The 23,457-nt window shown below is 65.4% G+C and carries 25 protein-coding genes; 14 read left to right on the forward strand and 11 right to left on the reverse strand.

All coding sequences use genetic code 11. The annotated features are described in order from the left end of the window. Positions 1-3: 3 nt before the first annotated feature. The gene (gene cobA, locus QQ977_RS12365; RefSeq protein ID WP_285926080.1) at positions 4-969 is read right to left on the reverse strand and encodes a uroporphyrinogen-III C-methyltransferase; all 966 of its coding nucleotides are present in this window, start codon (positions 967-969) and stop codon (positions 4-6) included. Between the two features lie 124 nt (positions 970-1,093). Between cobA and QQ977_RS12370 the strand changes: the two genes are divergently transcribed. The 10 genes from QQ977_RS12370 to mobB all read left to right on the forward strand — a co-directional run bounded on the left by QQ977_RS12370 (position 1,094) and on the right by mobB (position 12,291). Further along, entirely contained in the window at positions 1,094-1,459 is a 366-nt protein-coding gene (locus tag QQ977_RS12370; protein WP_285926081.1) for an ArsR/SmtB family transcription factor, read from the forward strand. Between the two features lie 365 nt (positions 1,460-1,824). After that, positions 1,825-4,614, forward strand: coding sequence for a molybdopterin-containing oxidoreductase family protein (locus tag QQ977_RS12375; RefSeq protein ID WP_285926082.1), 2,790 nt, complete (start codon positions 1,825-1,827; stop codon positions 4,612-4,614). Continuing rightward, positions 4,611-5,474, forward strand: coding sequence for a 4Fe-4S dicluster domain-containing protein (locus QQ977_RS12380; RefSeq protein ID WP_285926083.1), 864 nt, complete (start codon positions 4,611-4,613; stop codon positions 5,472-5,474). Before QQ977_RS12375 ends, QQ977_RS12380 begins: the two co-directional genes overlap by 4 nt. After that, positions 5,471-6,826, forward strand: a complete 1,356-nt coding sequence (gene nrfD / locus QQ977_RS12385; protein WP_285926084.1) for an NrfD/PsrC family molybdoenzyme membrane anchor subunit — start codon at positions 5,471-5,473, stop codon at positions 6,824-6,826. The genes QQ977_RS12380 and nrfD overlap by 4 nt, the downstream gene beginning before the upstream one ends. Then, on the forward strand, positions 6,823-7,017 hold the full coding sequence (locus QQ977_RS12390) for a hypothetical protein (protein WP_285926085.1): 195 nt from the start codon (positions 6,823-6,825) through the stop codon (positions 7,015-7,017). The genes nrfD and QQ977_RS12390 overlap by 4 nt, the downstream gene beginning before the upstream one ends. A gap of 163 nt (positions 7,018-7,180) precedes the next feature. Further along, entirely contained in the window at positions 7,181-7,783 is a 603-nt protein-coding gene (locus tag QQ977_RS12395) for a TorD/DmsD family molecular chaperone (protein WP_285926086.1), read from the forward strand. Beyond that, on the forward strand, positions 7,780-9,891 hold the full coding sequence (locus QQ977_RS12400) for a hydrogenase iron-sulfur subunit (RefSeq protein ID WP_285926087.1): 2,112 nt from the start codon (positions 7,780-7,782) through the stop codon (positions 9,889-9,891). The genes QQ977_RS12395 and QQ977_RS12400 overlap by 4 nt, the downstream gene beginning before the upstream one ends. Positions 9,892-9,967: 76 nt before the next feature. After that, positions 9,968-11,143, forward strand: a complete 1,176-nt coding sequence (locus QQ977_RS12405; protein WP_285926088.1) for an Mrp/NBP35 family ATP-binding protein — start codon at positions 9,968-9,970, stop codon at positions 11,141-11,143. Between the two features lie 90 nt (positions 11,144-11,233). Beyond that, entirely contained in the window at positions 11,234-11,842 is a 609-nt protein-coding gene (mobA, locus tag QQ977_RS12410; protein ID WP_285926089.1) for a molybdenum cofactor guanylyltransferase, read from the forward strand. Continuing rightward, complete coding sequence (gene mobB / locus QQ977_RS12415) at positions 11,839-12,291, forward strand: molybdopterin-guanine dinucleotide biosynthesis protein B (RefSeq protein ID WP_285926090.1); 453 nt, start codon at positions 11,839-11,841, stop codon at positions 12,289-12,291. Before mobA ends, mobB begins: the two co-directional genes overlap by 4 nt. Positions 12,292-12,367: 76 nt before the next feature. Here mobB and QQ977_RS12420 read toward each other — a convergent pair whose 3' ends face one another. Then, positions 12,368-13,486, reverse strand: coding sequence for an RNA ligase (locus tag QQ977_RS12420; RefSeq protein WP_285926091.1), 1,119 nt, complete (start codon positions 13,484-13,486; stop codon positions 12,368-12,370). 81 nt (positions 13,487-13,567) lie between these two features. Here QQ977_RS12420 and QQ977_RS12425 point away from each other — a divergent pair, with 81 nt between their 5' ends. After that, positions 13,568-14,002, forward strand: a complete 435-nt coding sequence (locus tag QQ977_RS12425; RefSeq protein WP_285926092.1) for a hypothetical protein — start codon at positions 13,568-13,570, stop codon at positions 14,000-14,002. 77 nt (positions 14,003-14,079) lie between these two features. Here the strand turns inward: QQ977_RS12425 and QQ977_RS12430 are convergent, their stop codons facing one another. Then, on the reverse strand, positions 14,080-15,336 hold the full coding sequence (locus tag QQ977_RS12430) for an RNA-guided endonuclease InsQ/TnpB family protein (RefSeq protein WP_285926093.1): 1,257 nt from the start codon (positions 15,334-15,336) through the stop codon (positions 14,080-14,082). A gap of 276 nt (positions 15,337-15,612) precedes the next feature. Here QQ977_RS12430 and QQ977_RS12435 point away from each other — a divergent pair, with 276 nt between their 5' ends. Together QQ977_RS12435 and QQ977_RS12440 are read left to right on the forward strand one after the other, a co-directional pair. After that, complete coding sequence (locus QQ977_RS12435) at positions 15,613-15,831, forward strand: hypothetical protein (RefSeq protein WP_285926094.1); 219 nt, start codon at positions 15,613-15,615, stop codon at positions 15,829-15,831. Positions 15,832-15,888: 57 nt separating this feature from the next. Next, positions 15,889-16,563 (forward strand): RNA ligase partner protein, encoded by a 675-nt coding sequence (locus QQ977_RS12440; RefSeq protein WP_285926095.1) that lies wholly within the window; start codon positions 15,889-15,891, stop codon positions 16,561-16,563. Between the two features lie 32 nt (positions 16,564-16,595). Here the strand turns inward: QQ977_RS12440 and QQ977_RS12445 are convergent, their stop codons facing one another. From QQ977_RS12445 to QQ977_RS12455, 3 genes are read right to left on the reverse strand one after another with little or no spacing between them, the layout of a single operon-like run. After that, entirely contained in the window at positions 16,596-16,862 is a 267-nt protein-coding gene (locus QQ977_RS12445; protein WP_285926096.1) for an elongation factor 1-beta, read from the reverse strand. 5 nt (positions 16,863-16,867) lie between these two features. Next, on the reverse strand, positions 16,868-17,047 hold the full coding sequence (locus QQ977_RS12450; protein ID WP_285926097.1) for an HVO_2753 family zinc finger protein: 180 nt from the start codon (positions 17,045-17,047) through the stop codon (positions 16,868-16,870). A gap of 52 nt (positions 17,048-17,099) precedes the next feature. Then, positions 17,100-18,179, reverse strand: a complete 1,080-nt coding sequence (locus QQ977_RS12455) for an NAD(P)/FAD-dependent oxidoreductase (protein ID WP_285926098.1) — start codon at positions 18,177-18,179, stop codon at positions 17,100-17,102. 107 nt (positions 18,180-18,286) lie between these two features. Between QQ977_RS12455 and QQ977_RS12460 the strand changes: the two genes are divergently transcribed. Then, positions 18,287-18,913 (forward strand): hypothetical protein, encoded by a 627-nt coding sequence (locus QQ977_RS12460; protein WP_285926099.1) that lies wholly within the window; start codon positions 18,287-18,289, stop codon positions 18,911-18,913. A 7-nt stretch (positions 18,914-18,920) separates the two neighbouring features. Here QQ977_RS12460 and QQ977_RS12465 read toward each other — a convergent pair whose 3' ends face one another. The 5 genes from QQ977_RS12465 to QQ977_RS12485 form a co-directional block, all read right to left on the reverse strand. After that, entirely contained in the window at positions 18,921-20,162 is a 1,242-nt protein-coding gene (locus QQ977_RS12465) for a tripartite tricarboxylate transporter permease (RefSeq protein WP_285926100.1), read from the reverse strand. 149 nt (positions 20,163-20,311) lie between these two features. After that, positions 20,312-20,659, reverse strand: coding sequence for a 50S ribosomal protein P1 (rpl12p, locus tag QQ977_RS12470; protein ID WP_285926101.1), 348 nt, complete (start codon positions 20,657-20,659; stop codon positions 20,312-20,314). Between the two features lie 20 nt (positions 20,660-20,679). Then, positions 20,680-21,732 (reverse strand): 50S ribosomal protein L10, encoded by a 1,053-nt coding sequence (locus QQ977_RS12475; protein ID WP_285926102.1) that lies wholly within the window; start codon positions 21,730-21,732, stop codon positions 20,680-20,682. A 1-nt stretch (position 21,733) separates the two neighbouring features. After that, positions 21,734-22,372, reverse strand: coding sequence for a 50S ribosomal protein L1 (locus QQ977_RS12480; protein WP_285926103.1), 639 nt, complete (start codon positions 22,370-22,372; stop codon positions 21,734-21,736). A 172-nt stretch (positions 22,373-22,544) separates the two neighbouring features. Beyond that, positions 22,545-23,405 (reverse strand): UbiA family prenyltransferase, encoded by an 861-nt coding sequence (locus QQ977_RS12485; RefSeq protein ID WP_285926104.1) that lies wholly within the window; start codon positions 23,403-23,405, stop codon positions 22,545-22,547. Positions 23,406-23,457: the final 52 nt, after the last annotated feature.

The raw sequence follows: 23,457 nt of genomic DNA on the forward strand, positions 1-23,457 counted from the left end.
GGCTCAGGCCGGGTCGAACGGCTCGAGTGCCGGCTCGATTTCGTCTCGGATCGCGGTGACGTCGCCAATCACCGCCGTTGCGGGCGGCGAGACCGACTCCGCCTCGGCGCGGTCGACGATGGTCTCGAGGGTCCCCCGGACGACGTGTTGGTCGTCCCAGGTCGCCTTCTGGACGAGCGCGACGGGTTTGTCGGGGTCGACGCCGTGGTCACGCAGCGCCGTCACGTTTCGCTCGAGGGTCCGTACGCCCATGAGCACCACGAGCGTACCGCCGCTTTCGACGGCCGCGGAGATCGCGTCCCAGTCGAGTGCACTCTCGTCTTTGTCGGGCGTCTCGTGACCGGTGATGACCGTAAACCGCGAGGAGACGTCCCGGTGTGTCAGCGGAATCCCGGCGACGCCGGGGGCAGCGAGCACGCTCGAGACGCCGGGGACGATCTGGAACGGGACCTCGTGGTCGGTGAGGTGCTGGGCCTCCTCGCCGCCGCGGCCGAAGACGAACGGGTCGCCGCCTTTCAGCCGGACGACGGCGTCGCCGTCGCGGGCGTGAGAGACGAGCAGGTCGTTGATCTCCTCCTGTGGCGTCTTGTACTCGACGCGTTTGCCGACGTCGACGATCTCGGCCGAGGCCGGCAGCGTCTCGAGCATCGCCTTCCGGACCAGCGCGTCGTGGAGGATGACGTCGGCCGTCTCGACCAGCAGGCGGGCCCGGACCGTGAGCAGGTCCGGATCGCCGGGACCGGCACCGATCAGGTACACCGTTCCCGGCGACGCGTGACATCGGTTCGGGAGCGACGACCCCGAGTCGTCGACACCCGTTCCGTCGCCGGTACGAACAACGGCGTCAGCGGTCGCCCGTACGATGGCGCTTTCGCGCTCGTTCGTCGTCTCGGCGCGTTCGTCGTCGTCCGACGATGGCGGCTGCGGTTCGTCCGCCCGTCCCGACCCGCGAGCGGTGTCGTCTTCCATCGGAATATAATCGTCACTTGCAATAACTTCAATCTATTTGTATTGCGTCGATGATCGTCACAGACGACTGGCAGGAGCCACCGCCTCCGGTCCGCTTATGTATTCGAATATCGAAATACGGACGATGGACGAACGAAGGCCCAACAGCGAGTGTGAGCTGGTACTCTCCGAGGACGACGCCACGCCGTTCTCGGACCGCGACGTCGACGAAGAGGTCGAAGTGTTCGCTACGCTAGGGAGTGAAACTCGGTATCGGATCCTCCTGCTTCTCGACGCCGCCGACGGACCCGTCTGCGTCTGCGAACTCGAGCCACACCTCGAGGTCGGCCAGAGTAGCATCAGTCAGTCGCTCTCGAAGCTCCGGAAGGCCGACCTGGTGTCGCGGACGAAAGAGGGGCGGTGGCGGTACTACGAACCGACGCCGAAAGCGGAGCGGCTGCTCGAGACCGTCCCGGGGGCGATGACCGATACGCCTGCCGCGACGCTGTAAGCTGTAACCCAGAACTCGACGCGTGCCATCCCGGCCCGGACGGGCTAGTCAGTGTGGCAATTCACGTGAATCGCCTCGAGGTCAAGCCCCGAGCTATTCTCATAGACCGTTTGATAAATACATCTGATGTTTTCGTTTGTCCATCTGGGAGAGCTCTGAACAACTGTTCGTTACACTTCCGCCCAATATGGCCCACACATTGGGTATAAATACCCGCTAAGGAAGTAATCTAGAAATCTCTGGTTGCTTTTTCTCACCTGCGGGTCGGCGTGCCATAAGGACAAATCTTAATATTATGATCTAGCAATACAGCCAACGATGCTCGTCACTAGCATACGGCGATCCGACGGGTGGTGGTCGGCGCTATGAGCCTGAACGTCACCGAGAAGGAAGGGAATGCGTCGGGTAGCATCTCCAGACGAACGGTGCTGAAATCGATCGGGCTCGCAGCCGCGGGAGCGAGTCTCGGCGGCGCGAAGTACTTCAGTGCGGCCGGCAGTGCCGACGACGCGCCGTCGTTCGAGATGGACGAGGTGTCGACGGCCTGCTGGATCGGCAAGCAGGACTGTACGATGCGGGCGAACGTCGTCAACGACCGCGTCGTCCACCTCAAGCCCGACCCGAACGACGAGGTCATCGACGGCCTCTGTCCGAAAGGCGTCGGCCAGATCGCCGACCTCTACGACCCCTATCGAGTCAAACAGCCGCTCAAGCGCGTCGGCGGCGAGAAAGGCGAGGTCGGCGAGTTCGAACCGATCTCCTGGGAACAGGCGGCCGAGGAGATCGGCGAGGAACTCGGGCCGATGCTCGAGGACGACCCCCGCCGGGTACACTTCCAGATCGGCCGCGTGAAAGGCGCGGAGTGGCACATGGACGGCTGGGTCGCCGCCCTCGAGGAAGAGTACGGCGAGGGAATCAACGTCCGTGGCCACGGCAACGTCTGTGCGACGGGCAACAAGATGGCCATCAGCCGGATGGGAGCCGGCTTCTCGACGCCGGAACCCGACTTCGACAACACCGAGTTCTTCCTGAACTGGGGCTGGAACGCGACCCAGGCCGGCGGTCCACACCTCTGTAACACCACCTACTCGAAGGAGATGGCAGAGGGGTACGAGGACGGGATGGACGTCGCCGTGCTCGATCCCCAGCGACGGGGCTCGGGCCAGTGGTGTGACGAGTGGCTGCCGATCGAACCCGGCACCGACCTGGCCTTCTTCCTCGCGTTCAACCACGTCCTCATCGAGGAGGGCTACGTCGACGACTGGTTCCTCCGGAACACCACGAACGCCCCGTGTCTCGTCTACACCGAAGGCGACAATGAGGGGGAACTCGCCCGCGCCGACGACGCGGAAGATCCCGTCGAGTCGGTGCTGTGGACCGAGGGCGAACTCGTCTACGACGAGGAGGCAGGCGAGATCGTCCCCCACGAGGAGACGCTGCCCGAGGACCCACAGGATCCGTCGGCGGTCGGCACGGCGGCCCTTCGCGTCGACGAGGACCTCGAGGTAAACGGCGATACGGTTCGGCCGGCCTTCGAGCTGTTCGAAGAACACGTCGCCGACTACGATCCGGAGTGGGCCGCGGAGATCACCGACCTCCCGGCCGAGCAGATCCGTCGCGTCGCCGAGACGTGGGGCGAGGAGGCCCGCATCGGCGCGACGACGACGGTCGAGGTAAACGGCGAGCGCCGACAGGTGCCCTACCGGCCGGTCTCGATGTCGCTGTATCACGTCAGCCAGCAGGAACTCGGTCCGACCGCGATGCAGGCCGGCGTCATGCCGATGTTCCTGGTCGGTGCCGTCGAAACCGTCGGGAGCAGCCGAACCGGTTACCAGAACGCACCGAACCCGGCCCACAGGGAACACGTCCGCGAACAGGCGTTCGACCCCGAGGAAGCACTTAGCTGGGAGCCGGACGGCCCCGACCTCGAGGGGACGTACTTCCATCCGGACGCCAACGGCGCGTACTCGCGCGTGCCGGACGTGCTCAACAACGCCGACGAGTACAACCTCCCACACGACCCCGAGGACATGGCCGTCGTCGTCTGTTATGCGAACCCGGTGTCGGGTGCGCCAAACCAGGAGCGAAGCCGGGAGGGCTACTCCCAGTACGGCACCGTCATCGCGGTCGATCCCGAGATGAGCGACACGGCAGCCTACACTGCCGACTACGTGTTGCCGACGACGACCGTCGACAAACACGAGAACGCCAAAGACGGGATGAGCAACACCCACTACACGAGCGCGACCCGGACGGCACCGATCCCACAGCTGTGGGAGTGTCGCGACGAGGGCGAGATCTTCAAAGACCTCGCCGCCGAACTCGACGCGGGCGACAACTACGTCGAGCAGATCAACGACGCCTTCGAACTCGAGGGAGCCGACGCGTTCGACAGCGTCGACGAGATCAGCGTCGAGGAGTGTATGGACCGGACGCCTCGCTACGGCGAGGAGTTTCGCGACGCGCCACAGAGCGAGGAGCGCCCGCTGTACGAACGGTACTGGGTACTCCTATCAGAATCGGAGCACCTGGATGAGGACGTCCACCGCACCGAGTACAGCCCGTTCGGACTCAAGTGGCAGTTCTACCTCGAGTCCTTCCAGCTCATGGGCGAGAACGTCCGTGGGGGCTTCGCCGAGGAGTACGGCGACGACGCGACCGAACAGTTCCCCTACATCCAGGACATCACCGGCTTCGCGGACTGGCGCGAGCCCACGATGTGGACCTCCCCAGCGGAGTACGAGTACACGCTGTTCGATTACAAGCAGATCGAACACAAACAGACCCGGACCGCACAGAACCCGCTGTTGAACGAACTCGCACCGAAAAACCACATCCGCATGAACCCACGCGACGCCGACGAGATCGGCGTCTCCGACGGCGACCGGGTCGTCCTCGAGAGCCACAACGCGGTCACCGACGAGACCTACGAACTCGAGGGCGACGTGATGACCCTCCAGGGCATCAAGCCGGGGACGATCGCGATCCCGTACGGGAACGATACCCACTCGGAACACCCCAACGTCGAGGAACTCGACGAGGGGATCAATCCCAACGAGCTGTTCGACTCGACGCCGGGATACTGTTCGTGGGCCGCCGACCAGTCGTTCCACATCCGTGTCAGAGCCGAGCCCGCAGGGGGTGATGGCGCATGAGCCAGATGGGCATGGCGATCGACTTAGAGCGCTGTCAGGGCTGTCGTGCCTGCGTGCTCGCCTGCAAGACCGAGAACGACACGCCCCGTGGCGCGTTCTGGATGAACGTCTTCCGTCACGAGGAAGGCGAGTTCCCGGACGTCGAGCAGGGCTTTACCCCGAACCCGTGTCACCACTGTTCGGAACCGTCCTGTTCGGAGGTCTGTCCGACCGACGCGCGGTTCAAGCGCGAAGACGACGGCATCGTTCTCACGGACTACGACACCTGTATCGGCTGTCGGTACTGCGAGGTCGGCTGTCCCTACGGCGTCAACTACTTCCAGTGGCGCGACTCCGAGGAGGGCCAGTACGGCTTCGCCTCCGAAGCGGAACTCGTCCAGGACGTCCACCAGAACCTCGAGGAGCTCGACGCGGACTTCGAGGGCGACGACCGACCGTGGGCCGACCCCGGCCTCGACGCCGTCCAGGAGCCACGCGGCAACAAGATGGGCGGCGGCGACCAGAAGGTCGGGACGATGGGCAAGTGTACCTTCTGTGTCCAGCGTCAGGACGGCGACGACGACGAACTCCGGGGAACGACCGCCTGCGAGGAGGTCTGCCCGACCAACGTCATCTTCTTCGGGGACATGGAAGATCCCGAGAGCAAACCCCGCCAGCACCTCGCGGAACACTCCGGCAAGGAGCAGTGGCAGATGCTCGAGGGCACGGGCAACGAGCCGAACGTCGTCTACCTCGGCGAACAGCCTGGTTCGGGCGCTCGCAACATGGAGGACAACTACAAGGACCCCGAGGAGGCGATCGAGGCAGAGGCCGATCGTGAGCCTGGGTACCTGGTTACCGACGGAGGTGAGCAGCAATGAGCGCAATCGACGCCGACATCGAACGGCTCACCGAACCGCTGCGGAACACCTCGAGGAAGTTCTACGTCGCGCTGGTCGTGTCGGCGATCGTCTCGCTCGGCGTCGGCGTCGCGTACCTCAGCCAGCTCCGGTTCGGAATGGCCATCACCGGCCTGGACGGCTGGGGAACCCAGGGTGGCGTCCCGTGGGGGCTGTACATCGGGACGTTCGTCTGGTGGATCGGCATCGCCCACGGTGGCGTCGCCATCTCCGCCGCGGTCCGGCTGTTCGACTTCAAGGAGTACCTGCCGATCGCCCGGATCGCCGAGATCCTGACGCTGATCGCGTTGCCGATGGCGGCGACGAACATCCTGTTCGACATCGGCCGTCCCGACCAGCTGTGGGTCATGATCACGAACTGGCCAACGACGGTCCAGACCTCGCCGCTGACTTGGGACATGACGGCGACGTTCCTGTACTTCATCATGGCAGGAACGTATCTCGTCATCACGCTCCGTAACGACCTCTACGACTGCATGCAGCGTGGAACGCTGCCGTCGGCGCTGAGCCCGCTGTACAAGCTGTTGTTGCTCGGCTACCGCCCGAGCGAGCGCGAGAAGACCCACCAGATGGCGTGGTGGATGGCCGTCGGCATCCTGCTTCTGGTCCCGCTGATGAGCGGCGGCGTCGTCCCGTGGCTGTTCGCCACGATGGGGATGCATCCCGGCTGGTTCGGTGCCTCCCACGGGCCGGCGATGTTCGCCGAGTCGATGACCTCCGCGATCGCCGCCGTGGTCATCACCGCGGCCGCCTTCCGGTGGGCCTACGGCTGGGACGACGTGATCAGCGACGAGATCTTCCGTGGCCTGAACAAGGCGCTGATCGCGCTCGTGTTGGTCACGCTGTGGTTCCTGGCACAGGACCTGGTCACCGGCTCCTACCCGGCCGCCCCGACCGACGTCGGCGAACTCACCGCCTCGCTCGTGACCGGGAGCATGGCGACCCCGTTCTGGCTCGCCGTCGGTGGCCTCGTCGTTGCGCTCGCGTATCTGGTCGCCCAGGCGCTTCGCCCGTCGCTGTTTAGCATCGGTGCTTCGGTGATCGCAGCCGTCCTCGTGACGGGCTCGATCCTGCTGAAGAAGGTCGTCTTCGTCGTCGAGGGGCTTCTCTACCCGACGCGGGATCCGCTGGCGAGTATGTTCCCCGCGAACAGCTACTGGCCGACGATCCCCGAGTTCGTGATGGCACTCGGGACGATCGGCGTCGCGGTGTTGATCTTCCTCGTCGCGACGAAGATCATCCCGATCGTCGAACTCGAGCACGCCAGACAGACGGATGAGGAGGAGGCCGACTCGGAGGTGATCGAAGCATGAGCGTCGGTCTGTGGGTCATGTTCGGCATCGTCCTGGTGCCGCTTTACGTGACGCTGCTGGGCTGGTTCCTCGGGGAGCCCCGCGATTACCGGACCGCCGGCATCGGCGTCGGCGTCCTGGCGGGGCTGCTCCTGTTGATGATCGTCGCCTCGTTCGTCCCGATTGCGTTCCAGGTCGTCATCCCTGGCTAACGCCTGCCACGTGGGATCGTCACACGACCGACCGCCGTTTTGTGTCAACCCTGTCGAGATACTCGATACCACGAAGCGTATTAGTCTCGGCCAATATGGACTCGACAACAGTCTCGCATGCACGAACCGACCCGTCAGACCCGACAGCGTGGTGATGAGTACGATGAGTGACGCGGATGCGGACGCGGAAGTGACCGAAATCGGCGCGTTGCTGGCACCGGCCTACCGTACGCTCGGCCAGCTGTATCTCGAGCCGCCGGACGAGCGGACGGTACGAGCGATCCAGCAGTGGTGTGACGCGTTCGCCGACGAGTCGCTCCCGCCGGAGCTCGAGGCGGCCGTCGAGACCGTCCGGACCGCCGACCCCGAGCTCGACGTGCTACGTGGTGCGTTCACGCGGCTCCTGCAGGGCGTGAGCTACGGCGAGGCCGTTCCGCCGCCGTACGAGTCGATGTACGTCGACGAGATGCTCAACGGTCCGAGTTCGACGGAGGTCGAGGCCTTCTACTACGAGGTGGGGGTCACGCTCGACGTCGACGACGAACTCATCGATCACGCGGGCTACGAACTGTCCTTCCTCGCCGAGCTGTGTGATCGCGGCGACCGGGAGGCACAGCTGGGGTTCATCCGGACCCACGTCGGCGACTGGCTCACTGAGTTCCACGAGGCCGCCCGCGGGGAGGACCCGCCGGCGTTCTACCGGGGGCTGTTCGCCCTGACCGAATCGCTCCTCGAACTGCACGCGGACACCCTCGAAGAATCATGACCGACGACAGCGACGTCGGCGCGTTCGTCTGCTCGTGTGCCGATACCTGTGACGTCAATCTCGACGTGGCACGCGAACGGGTAGACGACGTGGCGATGGCCGCCAGTTCCGACCTGCTGTGTGGTGAAGACACCCTCGGTGACGTCTGCAGCGTCGTCGAGGAGCGCGACCTGACCGACGTGATCGTCACCTGCCCGGCAGCGGCCGGCCAGCAACAGCTCGAGCGCGTCGAAGCGGAGACGGGCGCGACCGTCCACTTCGTCGACCAGCGCGAGGGCGCGGGCTGGGTCCACGACGAACGGGCAGCCACCGAGAAGACGGCCCGGCTGGTCAACGCCGCCCGCGCCAGCCTCGTCGATGGCGACGAGCCGGCATCGGTCGGTGGCGACGTCGGCCGCTCGGTCGCGGTCGTCGGCGACGCACAACTGGCCGCGGCGATGCCCGACTCCGCGGACGTGAGCCTGATCGCCGACGGCCAGGAACTCGACGACGTCGGCGTCGACCTCTCCGCGGTCAGCCTCGAGCGCGGTCGCGTCCGGGACGTCTCCGGCACGCTCGGCAATTTCGAGGTCGTCCTCGAGTCCCGCGTGACCGAGGACTGCATCGACTGCATGGAGTGTGTCCGGCTCGGCCCCGACGACGGCGTGACGCGGACACCGGTCGACGTCGACCCCGACGTCGACAGCGGGGAGTGGGTCGAGGTCTGTCCGACCGACGCGATCGACCTCGAGGGCGTCACTCGCACGGTCCCGTTCGACCAGGTCGTCCATCCCGACGGCGCAGACGACGCGGTCGGGGGGACCACGGGCTATCACACCGACGACGACCTCGGGACGATCGCCGCGGTCAGTGACCTGCTCGGGCTCGACCGGGGGTCGTACCTCGAGCTCGAGCCCGACGTCTGTGCCGCCGGCGACTCCGGCCAGGAGGGGTGTCGGGCCTGTTACGACGCCTGTCCTCACGACGCGGTCTCGAAGCCCGCACCTGACGAAGTCTCGTTCGACCTCGCTGCCTGCCAGAACTGCGGGGCCTGTACGAGCTCCTGTCCGACCGGCGCGGTCGAACTGACCGAGCGGTCCAGCGAACGCATCGCCCGCGAGGTCGAGGCGCTCGTCGACGAGGCACCCGGCGGCGGGCTGCTCGATCGCTCCGGCCCCGCGATCGACGAACAGGTCGTCGCCTTCGTCTGTTCCGAGCGAGCCGAACGCGCGCTCTCGACGTACGGCCGGATGGCGGCACGCGGCGACGCCGACGTCTCCTACCCGCCGATCCTCCCGGTACGGGTCAACTGTACCGACACGGTCGGCGAGGCCCACGTCCTCCACGCGCTGGCTGCGGGAGCAGACGGCGTGACGATCGTCGGCTGTGGCTGTGACTGTTCCCACTCCGGCCCCGATCCGAAAGCCGAGCTGGTCGAGCGGCTGAACACCGCGACGTCCGACCTCGGGCTCGGCGAACGCGTCCGGTTCCTCGCGCCCGAGCCCGACGCGCCCGCGGCGTTCGCCGACGAGCTCGCGGCGTTCGTCGACGACCTCGAGGCGACGCCGATCCCCGCGGGCGAACACGCGGCCTCGGGAACGTCGCTGTCTGCCGACGACGAGGACCTCCCCGCGTTCGGCAACCGCGTGTGGGCCCTAGAGAGCGTCCGTGCGATCCTCGAGCACGTCGAGCCAGAGCGTGAGCTGATCCGTGGCCTCGAGAGCTTCGGGACGATGTCGGTCGACGACAGCTGTGGCATGACCCCGACCTGCGAGAACCTCTGTCCGACCGGCGCGATCCGTCGCTCGGCCGAGGCCGGCACGCTCGAGTTCAACCACGAACGATGTGTCAACTGCGAGCTCTGTGAGTCGGGCTGTCCCGAAACCGCCATCACCATGGAGACCGGACTCGACGTAGGACTGTTGCCCGAGGAAAACGACGGCGACGCCTGGACGACCGTCCACGAGGAGGAGATGTTCGAGTGCCGGAGCTGTGGTGCTGTCGTCGCCAGCGTCTCGACGGTCGAGGAAATAAAAGAAGCGCTCCCCGACGACGAGATGGACGGCGTCGACGGCCACATGGCGGAATACTGTAGTGACTGCAAGGGCGACCTCGCATTCAAGCTATGACTACGACCCTGATGACGGACGAACGACGGACGAACCGCTCGACGATCGACGGTGGCCAGGACGAAACGAGACCACGATGACCGCGACCGAGACACAGCTTCGCGAACGGCTCCGGCAGGTCGAGGATCCCGCGCTCGGGATCGACATCGTCTCGCTCGGACTGGTCGAGGACCTCCGGATCGACGACGACGTCGCGAGGATCACCCTCGCGTTCAACGCTCCCTACGCGACTGACGAGATGCAGATGGGTGACCGGATCCGCGAGGTCGCCGCCGACCTCGGCCTCGAGGCGAAACTATCGGTGACCGTTCCCGACCGCGAGAGCGATATATTGCCCGGCGTCCGGAACGTGATCGCGGTCTCCTCTGGGAAGGGTGGCGTCGGCAAGACGACCGTTGCGACGAATCTCGCGGCGGGGCTCGCCGACGCCGGTGCCCGCGTCGGCCTGCTCGACGGTGACATCTACGGCCCGAACGTCCCGAAGATGGCCGGCGTCATGGGTGAGCCGGGACTCAAAGAGGACGGTACGCTCGTCCCGCCGGAGGCCCACGGCGTGACGATGATCAGCATGGCGTTTCTCACCGGGGGCGGGGACGACCCCGCGGTGATGCGCGGGCCGATGATCGACAAGGTCCTCATGCAACTGCTCGACGACGTCGAGTGGGGCCAGCTCGATTACCTCGTCGTCGACCTCCCGCCGGGGACCGGCGACGCACAGCTCACACTGTTGCAGTCCGTTCCCGTCACCGGCTCCGTGATCGTGACCACGCCCGAGGAAGTCGCCCTAGACGACGTTCGCAAGGGCATCGAGATGTTCCGGGATCACAACACGCCCGTACTCGGCATCGTCGAGAACATGAGCGCGTTTCACTGCCCCGACTGCGGGGGCGAACACGCCCTCTTCGGCAGCGGTGGCGGCCGCGAGGTCGCCGAGACGTACGACGTCCCGCTGCTCGAGGAGATCCCGATGGACCCGGAGATCCGGACCAAAGGCGACGAGGGCGCGCCGATCGTCCTCTGGGACACCGCCGCCTCGGACGCCTTCGAGGAGCTCGCTGGCTCGGTCGCGAACCGCGTCGGGGCGGTCAACCGGGCCGACGTCGCGGGCGTCGATCCCGACGATCCCGACCCCGAAGAACTCGATACTCCGCCCGAATACGGCGGCTTCGAGGAACTCGACGAGGACGACGAGAACGACGATGACGACGAGGCGACCGCTTTCGGCGGTCTCGACGTCTCGGATGGTGGGTGACGTGGCGGCGATACCGACTGACAGCTCGTGGACGGCCCGGGCCGACGGTCACGCTGGTGGGCGTACGGCCACCGACTGGAACGGAGACGGATGACCACGGGAATCGTCATCGCCGGTGGCCCCTCCGAGCGATTCGGCGTCGAGGACAAGGCGCTCGCGACCCTGAACGGGTCGGCGATGCTCCGACACGTCGTCGACCGGCTGGCGGCCGTCTGTGACGAACTCGTCGTCAACTGCCGGCAGGAACAGCGACCCGCGTTCGAGGACGTCCTCGGAGACGTCGAGGTACCCATCCGGATCGCCGTCGATCCGGTTCAGTACGCCGGTCCCGTCGCCGGTCTCGAGACGGCACTCGAGCGCGTCGACGACGAGGTCACGATCGCCATCGGCTGTGACGCCCCGTTCGTCTCGCCGAGGGCGTTCGCCGAGTTACAGGAGACGCTCGTTGGCGGCGGGGACGTAGACGTCGTCGTCCCCCACGCCGGGGGCCGAAAGCAGCCCCTGGGTGGCGTCTATTACGTCGACGCGCTCGCGGCCGCGATCGACGCGCTCGGGGACACCGAGAACGCCTCCTTGTTTGCCATCCTCGACCGACTCGAGGTCGGGGTCGTACCCGCAGACAGGCTTCCGGGTGGGGAGCGCGCGTTCAGAAACGTCAATACCCGTGCGGACCTCGAGCGAGTGAGGACCCAGGAATGAACGTGCTTCGCATCGTCGGTCCGAGCGACGCCGGCAAGACGACGCTCGTCGAGGAACTCGTGGGTCGGCTCGACTGTCGCGTCGCGACGGTGAAGTCGATCCACCACGACGTCGAACCGGATACGCCAGGAAAGGATACGTACCGCCACCGGGACGCAGGAGCCGACGCGACCGTCGGCGTCACTCCCTCGCGAACCTTCCGGATCACCGAACAGGGGAAAGGAAACGACGAGGTCGAAACGCTGTATCGAATCCTCGGGGAGCTGGCCGATGACGGCTACGACGTCACGCTCGTCGAGGGGTTCAGCGCAGCAGCGCTTCCCGCGGTCGTCCTCGGCGGCCGCGAGGTCCCGGCCGAACACGTCGTCGCCCGCGGCGACCGAGCGGGAGACGTCGACGTCGACACCGTCCTCACGTGGCTCGAGACGGCACCGCCGGCGCTCGAGTGAGACGCGTAGACGATCACTACCGCCCGGAATCCAGCAAACCCGGTCTGGCCGGACAGCAGGGCTGTACCGCTCCCGCTTACTCTGTGACGATGTGACCGTCTAAGTACGATCGCGTCTTGTCGTTGGTCGACTGGATGCGCTTGTCGAAGGTGACCACACGATCGCCGTCCTCGTGGTCGTCCTCGACGACGTCGACCGTCAGTCCCTGGCCGCGGAGGTGCTCGAGAAGCGCGTCGATCGCTTCGTCGTCGGCCCGGACGGTGTGGCGCTCGTCGACCCGACCGCCGTCGTCGATCGTCTCGACGGTGTCTCGCATCGACAGCAGGATCGCCTCGCCCAGCTCGTGGGCGCGCTCGCGGGCCTCGGCCTCGGACTCGTCCCACTCGACCGTCTGGAACGCCTCGCGAATGAGTCGCCGAAACATGAACGCCTGACCGTAGTCGAACGGGTAGGTGAAGGCGAACTCGAGGTCGCCCTGGTTCGCCGCCGAGGCCGTGTACTTCAGCTCGTTGCCGCCGTCGGGGGCTTTCATCACGATGCCCTCGCGGTCCTCGGCGTCGAGTTCCTCGACTATCTCTCGGAGCTCCGTCGCGGCCTCCTCGGGCTCGTAGATCCCGAACAGCCGCGTCTGTGGGACGTCGAAGCTCTCGTAGCGGTCCCGCCGGTCCTCGACGGGGAGGGGCTCGCCGGACTCGCGATTACGCCAGTCGAACGCCCGGAACGCGAGCGAGTCGACCTCGGGGTAGTCGTGAGCCGTGTAGGGATTTTCGGGACCGATCATCTCGCCACAGACCATCGCGTCGGGATGGGCCTCGAAGATCGGCTCGAGGTCGACCATCCCCTCGAGGACGCGGGTCGTGAACGGACAGACCATCCCGCTCCGGGAAAAGGCGAGTACGTCGCCGTCGAGGCGGGCGACCCGGACGTTGTAGCCGTTGAGTTTCTCCTCGACGGCGAGTGGCCCGTCGAAGTGTTGTGGGATCCCCTCCGAGAGCACGAGCGTCCGGGGCACTTTCGGGAATCCGCGGACGATCTGTCCCTCGATCAGGACGGTGCCGCGTTCGACCCCCCGGCGGTAGTCGGGAACGTGGCGGTACTCTCGGCCCTCGTACTCCCGTTGCTGGACGTGTTCCTCGAGCTGTTCGAACGCCTCCTCGCCCATCCCGAGTTGACGGTGGTAGGCCGTATCGCTCATCGCCTCGTCTTACAGGTGCTGTCCTCTTATACCGTCGGCCGGAACGAAATCGTCATCGGGCTCCGGCGACAATCCCGGCCTATGCGCATGGAACTGCGGGTCTGCCAGCACTGTCTCGACGGCGACCACGACAACGAGCACAAGACCGCGATCCTGAACGACCTCGTCCGCTGTGCCGAGAAGATTCAGGAGTACCAGGACGCGATCGATCTCGACGAGGTCGTCGTTCGACGGGTGACCGAAGACGAGCCGGGAAAGCCCGAGGCGCTACCGGTCGTCGCCGCGACGATCGAAAGCGACCAGATGGCCCTGACCGACACCCAGCTCGTGACCGAGGACGACGACGGTTACATGCTCCTGTACCCCAATCCGCAGGACGTGCTGACGGTGCTCGTCAAGAACGTCGAACGGATCGACGAACAGCTCGACGACGAGGACGTCACCGTGGAGCTCTCCGAGGAAGGCAAGCAGCTGCTGTCGGCGACGACCGAACCACAGGGACAACATCAGCAGTAAACTACCCCACCCTACTTCGCTCACCGCATACGCGGCTCGCTCGTTGAGGGTGGGGCTTTGATGTGGACTCCCGGCGATCAACTGTCGGCGGTTGGCCGATAGCCGTCACCGTTCAACGTCCCACCATTTATACGCACGTCTACTGGTGCGTCTGCGCTCCCCGACGTGGGCGAGGAACGCAGTCTGTGCTGTCGCTTCCGCATGTACCGCAGGCCGACGTTTTTCGCGCCGTTGTAGTCCGCGTTGATTTCGCACCCACACTTTAAACACTGGAAATGCTCGCCGTCACGGTTGTCTTCGTGGGTAAAGCCACAGTCGGTGTGCGAACACCGCTGGCTCGTATGGTCTGGTTCGACCTGTTCAACCGCTACACCGCATTCTGGGGCTTTGTACTCAACGTACTCGACAAGACGGCGGAACGCCCAGATGTGATGCCAGTCAGCGTGAGGCAGTCGCTCCCGTATATCCGTCAACTCCTCGAACACGATTACGTCGCAGTCGTGGTCAATCGCTTCGTCAACAATCTCGTTGGCGACCGTGTGGATGTACTGTTTGCGCCATGCTCGTTCACGCTTTCCAAGCCGCAGCAAAGCGTTATGAGCAGCTTGCGTCCCGCGCTGTTGCATCTCTGCTCGGCGTTTCTCGAACTCCTGTATCCAGTGGTCGTATTCGTTACCACTCCAGAACGTGCCCGTGCTGGCGACGGCGAGACTGTTCACACCGAGGTCGATACCGAGGACAGTTTGGTGCTCGGTATCGTCCGAAACCTCGATTTCAACAGCTTCACCGTCTGTATCTATCTTCCGTGTTTTGACGTGGAAGTAGAACTCGTCGGTTGCTTGATCGTACTGGAATGTACTCGTCCGAAACTCGTAGGCTTCCGAGAGGACGTACTCCTCGTACGGTGTTGGACTGTCTGCTGGCAACTCAAAGCCACACTCGATGCGACCATTCACGGTGGAGAGTGAGATTTTGTTCCGGTAAAAGGTAGCACTCCGCTTGTCGTACACCATACTCCAGGAGGTGAACTCCGGTTTGTTCGTCCGGTTGCCCTTTTTCCAGCGGTCAACACCGCTGTCGACGGCGTGGACAGCACGCCGGATGGCTTCTTGGACGAGGTTTGCCGTGAGGTCTGTTTCCTCGCGGAGACGGTCGTACAACGCATCTCTGGCCTTCGCATTCGAGGTTACGCAGTCTTCGTAGTCGGTGTTGTCCCAGCAGTAGTCACTGGCCTCGTTCGCGCAGTAGAGAAATTGCTCGGCGGTTTCGTGGAGGTCATCGTGATACTCGTCGGGAACGACGAGTTTGACCGGTGCGGTGCGTCTGACCTCCATAGTTCAGATATTGTATCGACGGTACTTATACCGCCGGACGTAAGTCGTGAAAGATTCTCGCCGTCTCGGGGTGGCGAGAATCTTCACACAGTTACGTCCGACAGTATTACTAGTTCGGGAGCCGGGCGGCTACTGTCTCGTGAGTTGTGTCGTGAAGTGTCGGCTTCCTCCCCGGCCTACTCGCTTCGCGCTTCCGACTGGTCGGAAGCCCTCGCTCTCTCCTCACGGGCCGCAGGCCCGTTCGGATGGTCAGCGGGACCTTCGGTCCCGCACGACTTGAGGCCGGGGGCTCCGCCTCGAAACTGCTGGACAGTTCGCGACACGATCGGGATTCTGATCGTCGTCGGGATTACTCTCTCCGCGGCACGCTCCCTCGAGGGGATCGCCCAGGCGCTCGTCGTGCTCGTCGGCGTCGTCGTCGCGCTGTTGTGGACCGCCAAGTTCTTCTTCGAGGGGTACACCGACGCGGTCGGATCGACGTCGCCCGACCACTGATACGGACGTCCTCCCGGGACGCCCACTTATTTCCCCGTTCGATACGAACGCTCGAGCATGTCCACAGATCCGTTCAAACAGCGATTCGTACTCGACACCTCGCTGTTTATCACCGAGCAGATCCGCCAGGACGGCGAATCCGCCGGGGAGGCGAGTCTCCGCCTGCTCGAGTTGATCTCGCGGGCCAGACTCGAGCTCGGCATCTCCTGTTACATGCCGCCGACGATCCACGACGAACTCACGACGATGCTCGCCGATCGAAACGTCGACGACGAGGTGTACTCGAAACTCAACACCTGGGTCATCCGCAAACACCCGAACCGGTACGACGTCTCGATCCCGGCGAACGTCGTCTACAGCTTCGTCGACGAGATGAGCGATCGCGTCAACCGCGGGCTGCGCGTCTCCGAGGAGGCCGTTCGACGCGCCGAGAGCGCACTCGACGAGCCGATCGACGACCACGAGTACAAGACCGAAGTCGACACCGTGATCGCCGACCTCCGGGACAAGTACCGCGACGCGCTTCGCAGCGGCGTGTTAGACTCCCGGGAGGACTTCGACCTGCTCATCCTCGCACGAGAGCTCGACGCCGGCGTCGTCACCGAGGATCGGGGAATCATCGGCTGGACCGAGGACTTCGGCCTGCGGTACATCTACGGCGGGGAGTTTCCCGAGCTCCTCACCCAGTACCTCGAGGCGGTCGCGCCCGACGAGCGCGTGACCGAGGACTGATCGGCAGAAAAACCCGACCGAACGAAGCCGCGTCAGATACGGCCGACGTTCTCGACGGAGACGCTCTCGACGTCCTCGAGTTCGGCGAAGTTCTCCTCGACGGTTTCGGTGCCGCCGGCGTCGTCGGGGACGATGACGGTCGGATAGAGCGCGGTGAGACCGAACGCGACCTCCTCGCGTTCGACGCCGTTTATCTTCGCACCCTCCGGCAGAGTGCTCTCGAGACGCTCCTGGAGCGCGTCGAGGTCGATTTCGGGGCTGTTCGGCATGACCTTGATCTTGGCTGCGACTTTACCCATGGGTATCAGGGACCGGTGAATCCGCAGTCGGGACACTCATAGAGGTTGCTCTGCTTGCGACACTTCGCACAGCGGTAGACCCGCGTCCCACACTCGGGACAGTCGAACGCGGCGGCGTTCGTCCCGGAGATGTTGATTCCACAGGAGACGCAGGACCGCGCACCGTGCTCGTCCGTCGTACTCATACTCCCACCTTCCGTCCGGGTACTTTTAACCGTTGTCTTTCGCGAGGCGGCGTCAATCGTCGGCAGCGGCCTCGCTGTCACCGACCTCGACGTCTTCTCGCGGACCGCCAGCGTGGCCCTCGTGGCTGATCGCGGTTTCGAGAAGTTCTCGTGAGATCGCGGGGGCGTCCGCCGCCGTGACCGGCCCCTCGGCGTCGACCTCCTCGAGCGAGCGCGGGAACGCCCGGAGCTCTTTCGAGAGGGCGATTCCCGCCTTCGCGCCCTGGCCCATCGCGATCGGGATCTGGTTGTGTCCCGGCGTGAGGTCGCCGACGGCGTAGACGCCCTCCATGGACGTTCGGCCGTGGTCGTCGACGGCGACGGTGCCCTCCTCGGTACGTTCGAGACCGAGTGAGTCGGCGAGGTCGGCGTGATAGTTCGAGCCGTACATCGCGAACCCGCCGCGGTACTCGCGAACCTCGCCGTCGGCGAACTCGAGCGACTCGAGCCAGCCGTCCTCGCCCGTGTTCGTGCCGACGACGTCAGTGGTCACGACGTCGACGGGGTGGTTCGAAAGGAGCGTGGCCGTCTCGTCGCTCCAGGTCGGCTCCTCACTGCGAGTGAGCAAGTCGACGTCGTCGGTGTAGTTCAGCATGATCATCGCGACGTAGGCGGCTACATCGTTGGTGCCCATCACGTACACCGGTTCGTCGACGAACATGAACGCATCACAGTGCAGACAGTAGTGCAGACCCGTCCCGGTTCGGGGCAGTGGCGGGTCCGGACGTTCGTCCGCGAAGCCGGTCGCGAGCACGACCCGGCAGACGCGGTAGGTTTCCTTCACGGTGACGACGTCGAAGCCGTCGTCGGGGACCGCTCCGACCGGTTCGACCGCCTCGACGAAGCCGCGTTCGTACGTTCCGCCGTACCCTTCGACCTGTTCGCGGGCAGTCTCGAGGAACTCGTTTCCGGAGACGTCTTCGGTGACGCCGATGACGTTGTGTGTATCCTGCATCATCGCTGCGCGGCCGCCACCGCGGTCGACGACCAGCGTATCGAGGCCGAGTCGCGTCGCGTACAGCGCGCTCGTCAGCCCCGCCGGCCCCCCGCCGACGACCGCCACGTCGTAGTCGAATCCGTCGTCAGTGTGCATTCGGTTCGTCGTAGGAGCGTCACCGTCAAAAACACCTTGCTGACCAGCAAGTGTGACGGTGTCCCGGACAGACAACGCTTATGCCGGTCGCGACGGAGTCGCCGGATATGGTCCCCCGACGATCGATCGATCACCCCTCCGTCGTGTCACGACGCCGCGCGCTGGCCGGTGTCGGAACTGCCCTCGCAGTCTCGCTTGCGGGATGTTCTGCGCTTCCGAGCCGGACTCTCGACGACCCGGAACGGGAAGACCAAGCTAGCTCGGCGATCCTCAACTACTACGTCGACGACGAACGCGTCGCGGAGGTCGCCATGACGGAGCTGTGGCGGACGTCGCATGGCGACGCGTACGGCGACTGGCAGTTCCCGTTCCGGACGAACGTCTGGCACGGCGACGACTTCACCCTCGAGAGTCTCAGGTACGTCTTCCGGCCACGCGGCGTCGATCACCCGCCGGAGTTCTACCTGCAGCGTCCGGGCGGCTACCCCTGGGAACCGATCGAGTTCGCACGCGGCGAAGACCACGAGGAGACGATCCTCGAGGTTCCCGACCTCGGCTTCCAGGGCCGTGGATCCGTCGCGTTCGAGCTGGTCGCCGCCGTCTACGACGAGGAGCCGTTCGAGCTGGAAATCGACGTCGCGGCGACGCTCGGTGCGGACGGACTCACGGGACGGGACTACCGGATCGAAGGCACGCTCGAGCGGACTATCCCCGGCCGGGGCGGACAAGCGTAGTCGTCTCTCACGCACCGATCATCAACGGTCCGATCAACACGCCCATCAGGTGCACCCGCCGGGCTCGAAACCGGACCGGCACCATTCCGATCACCGCGGCGACGGCGAAGATTCCGATACCGACGATCCCGGTGAACAGATACGAGAGGACGAACAGCAACGCGAGCACCGCAACCGAGATCCGCCAGTACTCGAGCCGGCCGACGGCCTCGAGGTAGTAGTCCCCGAGGACGATCACCAGCACGAACCCGATCAGACCGGCGACGAGGACGGCACCCACGAGGACGGGCAGAGAGAGTGGCGCGTCGGCGTTCTCGAAGGCGACCATCACGCCGGTTCGGGGCTGGCCGATGGCGGCGAGGGCGAACAGTGCGAAGATCGTGTTCGCCGTATCGACGCCGCTGGTCGCGACGATGTACCCGCGGTCGCCGCCACCATCGGGGAGCACGAGCAACACTGCGACGGCCGCGATCGCCGCGGAGATGCCGGGCACGTAACCGACGATCGCACCTGCGATCGCACCCGAAAGCGCCGTTGCACCGACGAGCGGCTTCGACAGCCACACGTCGCCGCCGTCTTGCGGTGGCACTCCACCGCCACGGAGCGCGTCGATCAACACCGGCGCACCGAACAGCCCGGCGAAAAGCGGCGCGAGGATTCCGCCCGCCTCGAGCGGGGCGTCCGGCGAGAGCTCGAGCGTTGCCGATCCCAGCGCAGCCGCGAGCGCGAACGAGACGAGTCCCCCCAGCCGTCCGCGCCAGGTGTGTTCGGAGGCGACCAGCCCGACGACGACGACCGCGAGCACGAGCGGGAGGTTCGAGCGCACGGTCGGATAGACTGCCGTCACCCCCCACGTGATCGGAACGGCAAGCGGCACGGCGACGAGCACCGCGAGGACGCTGCCGAGTGCGGAGAGTCGGATCGCCTCGTAGCCACGTCCCTCGAGCACCATCCGGTGAGCCGGCAACGCAATGGCGGCCATCTCGGCGTCGGGGACACCAAGCGCCATCGCGGGGACGGCGTTGACGAACGTGTGGACGACGCCCGCCGAGAGCATGGCGACGCCGACGAGAAGCGGCTGTCCGGGAAGCGCCGGGACGATGCCGGCGAGCAAGAGTGCGAAGTTGTTGGCGTGCAGCCCCGGGACGAGCCCGCTAACCGCACCGAGTGCCGCGCCGGCGAGCGTCCAGGCGAGTAGCTGTCCCGCGAACGACGGCTCGACGACGACCTCGACCGACGCGGCGTCCATCGAGACGGTCTGGTCTCGGTATGAGATATAAACTACCGCATCGCATCACAGCGTCGCGTCGACACGCAGATCAACGATCGGGCTGTCCGCTGGCGTCGCTACCCGATCGATCGAAGAAAAACGGATCTGTGACGTCGGTGTCGGCCGGATCAGCCGAAGAGTTCGCCGAGGCCTTCGCCGCTGGCCTCTTCGTCCTCGTCGTCGTCGTCCTCGTCGTCGTCGGTGGTGTCCGGGACGTCGGCTTCGTCCTCGTCCTCGTCGTCGTCGGCGGCCGCGCCCGCGGCGGCTCCACCGGCGGCAGCGCCAGCGGCGGCGGGTGCAGCGGCAGCTTCCTCGACGGCCTCCTCGATGTCGACGTCCTCGAGCGCGGCGACGAGCGCCTTCGCGCGGGACTCCTCGACGTCGACGCCGGCGGCCTCGAGCACGCCGGTGATGTTTTCTTCGTTGATCTCTGCGTCCGTCTCGTTCAGGATGAGTGCAGCGTATACGTATTCCATTGTCGTAGTCGTATTCTCCGTTATCCGAACATCGCACCGAGACCCTCGGCTCCGCCATCGTCGTCATCGTCTTCGTCGTCGTCAGCGTCGGCGTCCTCGGTGTCGGTGTCGGTGTCGGTGTCGTCCTGGTCGTCAGCCGATTCGTCCTCGTCGCCGGCTTCCGCCGCGGGCGCGGCGGGTGCCTCGACGTCCTGGAGCTCTTCGGGCAGGGCCTCCTCGTCGTCGATCTGCGCAGCCAGCGTGCGAAGCTGTGCGTCGGCCTTGCTGATCAGGTCTGGCATGAGCGCTTCGTCCTCGATCGCAGCCTGCAGACCGAGGCTCTTTGCCTCGCCCGTCGCTTTCGCAAGCAGCGTCGTCGCGGTCGCTGCGGTCGGGTAGCTCGCGTTGACCGCGAGATTCCGGGCACGCGCCGCGGCCGTCGAGACGTCGCTCTCGTAGGCCTCGACGTCGATGTCGAGATCCTCCGGTTCGAAGAGCACGCCCTCGGAGTGCACCGCACGAAGGTCGAGGCCGACCTCCTTGGGCTCGATACCGAGTTCGTTGAGGACGTTCGCGAGGTCAGCAGAGACCTCCTCGCCCGCATCGAGCACCGTCGAATCCTCCATGACCTGGATCGAGCCCTCCTCGATCCGGGCGTTCGCGCCGATGCTCTGGAGTTCGCCGACGAACGGACCCGGGTCGACGCCGGTGTCGCCCTCGGGAATGACGATGTCGTTCGGGGCGACCTCGCCTTCGTTAATCGGGGCGGGCGTCTTCGAGGCTTCGAGCTCCTGGTAGAGCGTGAAGGGGTTGTCGTTCGTCGCGATGATGCCGACCTGCCCCTCGAGGTGCTCGCTGAGGTCGCCGAGTCCAGCGGCCTCGAGTGCACGCTCTTGCAGCGTGTTGCGGCTGACCCGCAACACGGCGGTGCCGTGGAGATCACGGCGCATGTCCTGGAGCTGCTTGCTCGGGATGCCGGCGATGCCGACGATGCCGACACTCTCGTAGCGCTCGATGAGTTCCGAGAGCTCGTCGACTTCCTCCCGTTTCCACTCGGGGAGGTTCTCGGTCTTGCGTTCGGCTTCTGCGCTCATATCAGGCCACCTCCACGGACGGGCCCATCGTGGTCTTGATGTAGACCGAATCGATGTTCTGTGGACCCTTCTCGAGGTCGGTGTGCAGGCGACGGAGGATCACGTCGATGTTGTCGGCGATCTCCTCCGCGTCCATGTCCTCGGCACCGACGCGCGTGTGGAAGGTGCGTCGGTCCCGGGAGCGGATCTGCACGGTGTTTTTCATGCGGTTGACCGTCTCGACGACGTCGTCGTCCGGCGAGAGCGGGGTCGGCATCTTCCCTCGCGGACCGAGGACGGTCCCGAGGTAGCGACCGATATCTTGCATCATCGCCTCCTCGGCGATGAAGAAATCCGTCTCGTCGGCCAGGTCTTTGGCCTGGTCGTCGTCGTCGCCCAGGTCGGCCAGCTCGTCGCCGTCGAAGACGTCGTCCGCGACCTCCTCGGCGCGGACGGCGGTTTCGCCTTCGGCGAAGACGACGATGCTGGTCTCCTGTCCGGTTCCTTCCGGAAGGACGACCGACTCGTCGACACGGTTTGACGGTTCGTCAAGGTCAAGATCGCGCAGATTGATCGCGAGGTCCACCGTCTCGGTGAAGTTCCGGTCCGGCGACTCCTCGAGTGCGCGAGTTACTGCTTGTTCGATATCCGAATCTGCCATCGTTCACCTCCGTAGTACGCAGGGATGCTCCTACGGGTCAGTGAAACAGGCGTTCGCCTGTCTCCGTTGAGAGAAGGCCCATCCCGAACTTAAACCCGTCGAACTACTCCCTCGAGCGGGGTCTGGGAGTCGGTTTCGAGGGTCACGCCAGCGTCCTCGCCTCCTCGAGTCGTCAGGTGCCGGCCGTGAGCGGCTCGAACCACACCGCGGCGACGAGTATCGCGAGGAACACGTACGAACCGCGAACGAGCAGCATCGTCGCGAGCTCCGGTCCCGCCCGGCGGGCGAACGCGGCGACGACGGCGAACGCGACCGCTGCGAGCACCGCGGTCGGAGGAAACACGCGGGCGACGGCGAGGGCGACGACGGCGAGCAGGGCGATCACCATGAACCCGTAGGCGACGTCGTAGGCTCGAGTCGGACCGACGGCGACGGCGACGGTGCGTTTCTCGATCGATCGATCGTAGGCGTAGTCCTGGGCGTCGTCGATCACCTTGATCCCCGAGAGCAACACCAGAAAGACGACCGCGAAGCCGACCGCGACGAGCGAGATCGCTCGCGCCTGGACGTAGTAACCGCCGAGGATCGCGAGTGCGATCCCGGCCGGGTAGCCGGTCGTGGCCGTGACCGGGTTCGTATCGAGCTGTGGCGCGTGGTGGTACGCGATCAGCCACGTCGGAAGCGTCAGGGCGACGGCGATCCAGTCGACCAGAACGAACAGGAGGGAAGTACAGACCGCAAACGTCGCACTCGAGGCCACCAGTCCGAGCCGACAGCCCCGCTCGGTCAGCGGGTGGTCGTCGTCCTCTCCGCGGACGTGAAAGTCGACGTAGCCGTCTTTGAGGTGTGCTGTGTACACCGCCGCGAAGATGGCGGCGACGTGGATCGTCGCGCTCCGGGGATCGATCCCGGCCGCGAGCACCGCACCGAACAGCGATGCTGCAAGCGGTGGCAGCATGAACACCGGGTGGACCTGCGAGCCGTACGCCCGCGCCGTCGCCTCGAGGCCGGAGCCGTCTCTCGCGAGCGCCATAGCGTGACCTCCACGGACTGGCGTATAGTTCACCGGGCGAGTGACACGGGCT

Source organism: Natrialbaceae archaeon AArc-T1-2 (assembly GCF_030273315.1).
Lineage (GTDB): Archaea > Halobacteriota > Halobacteria > Halobacteriales > Natrialbaceae > Tc-Br11-E2g1.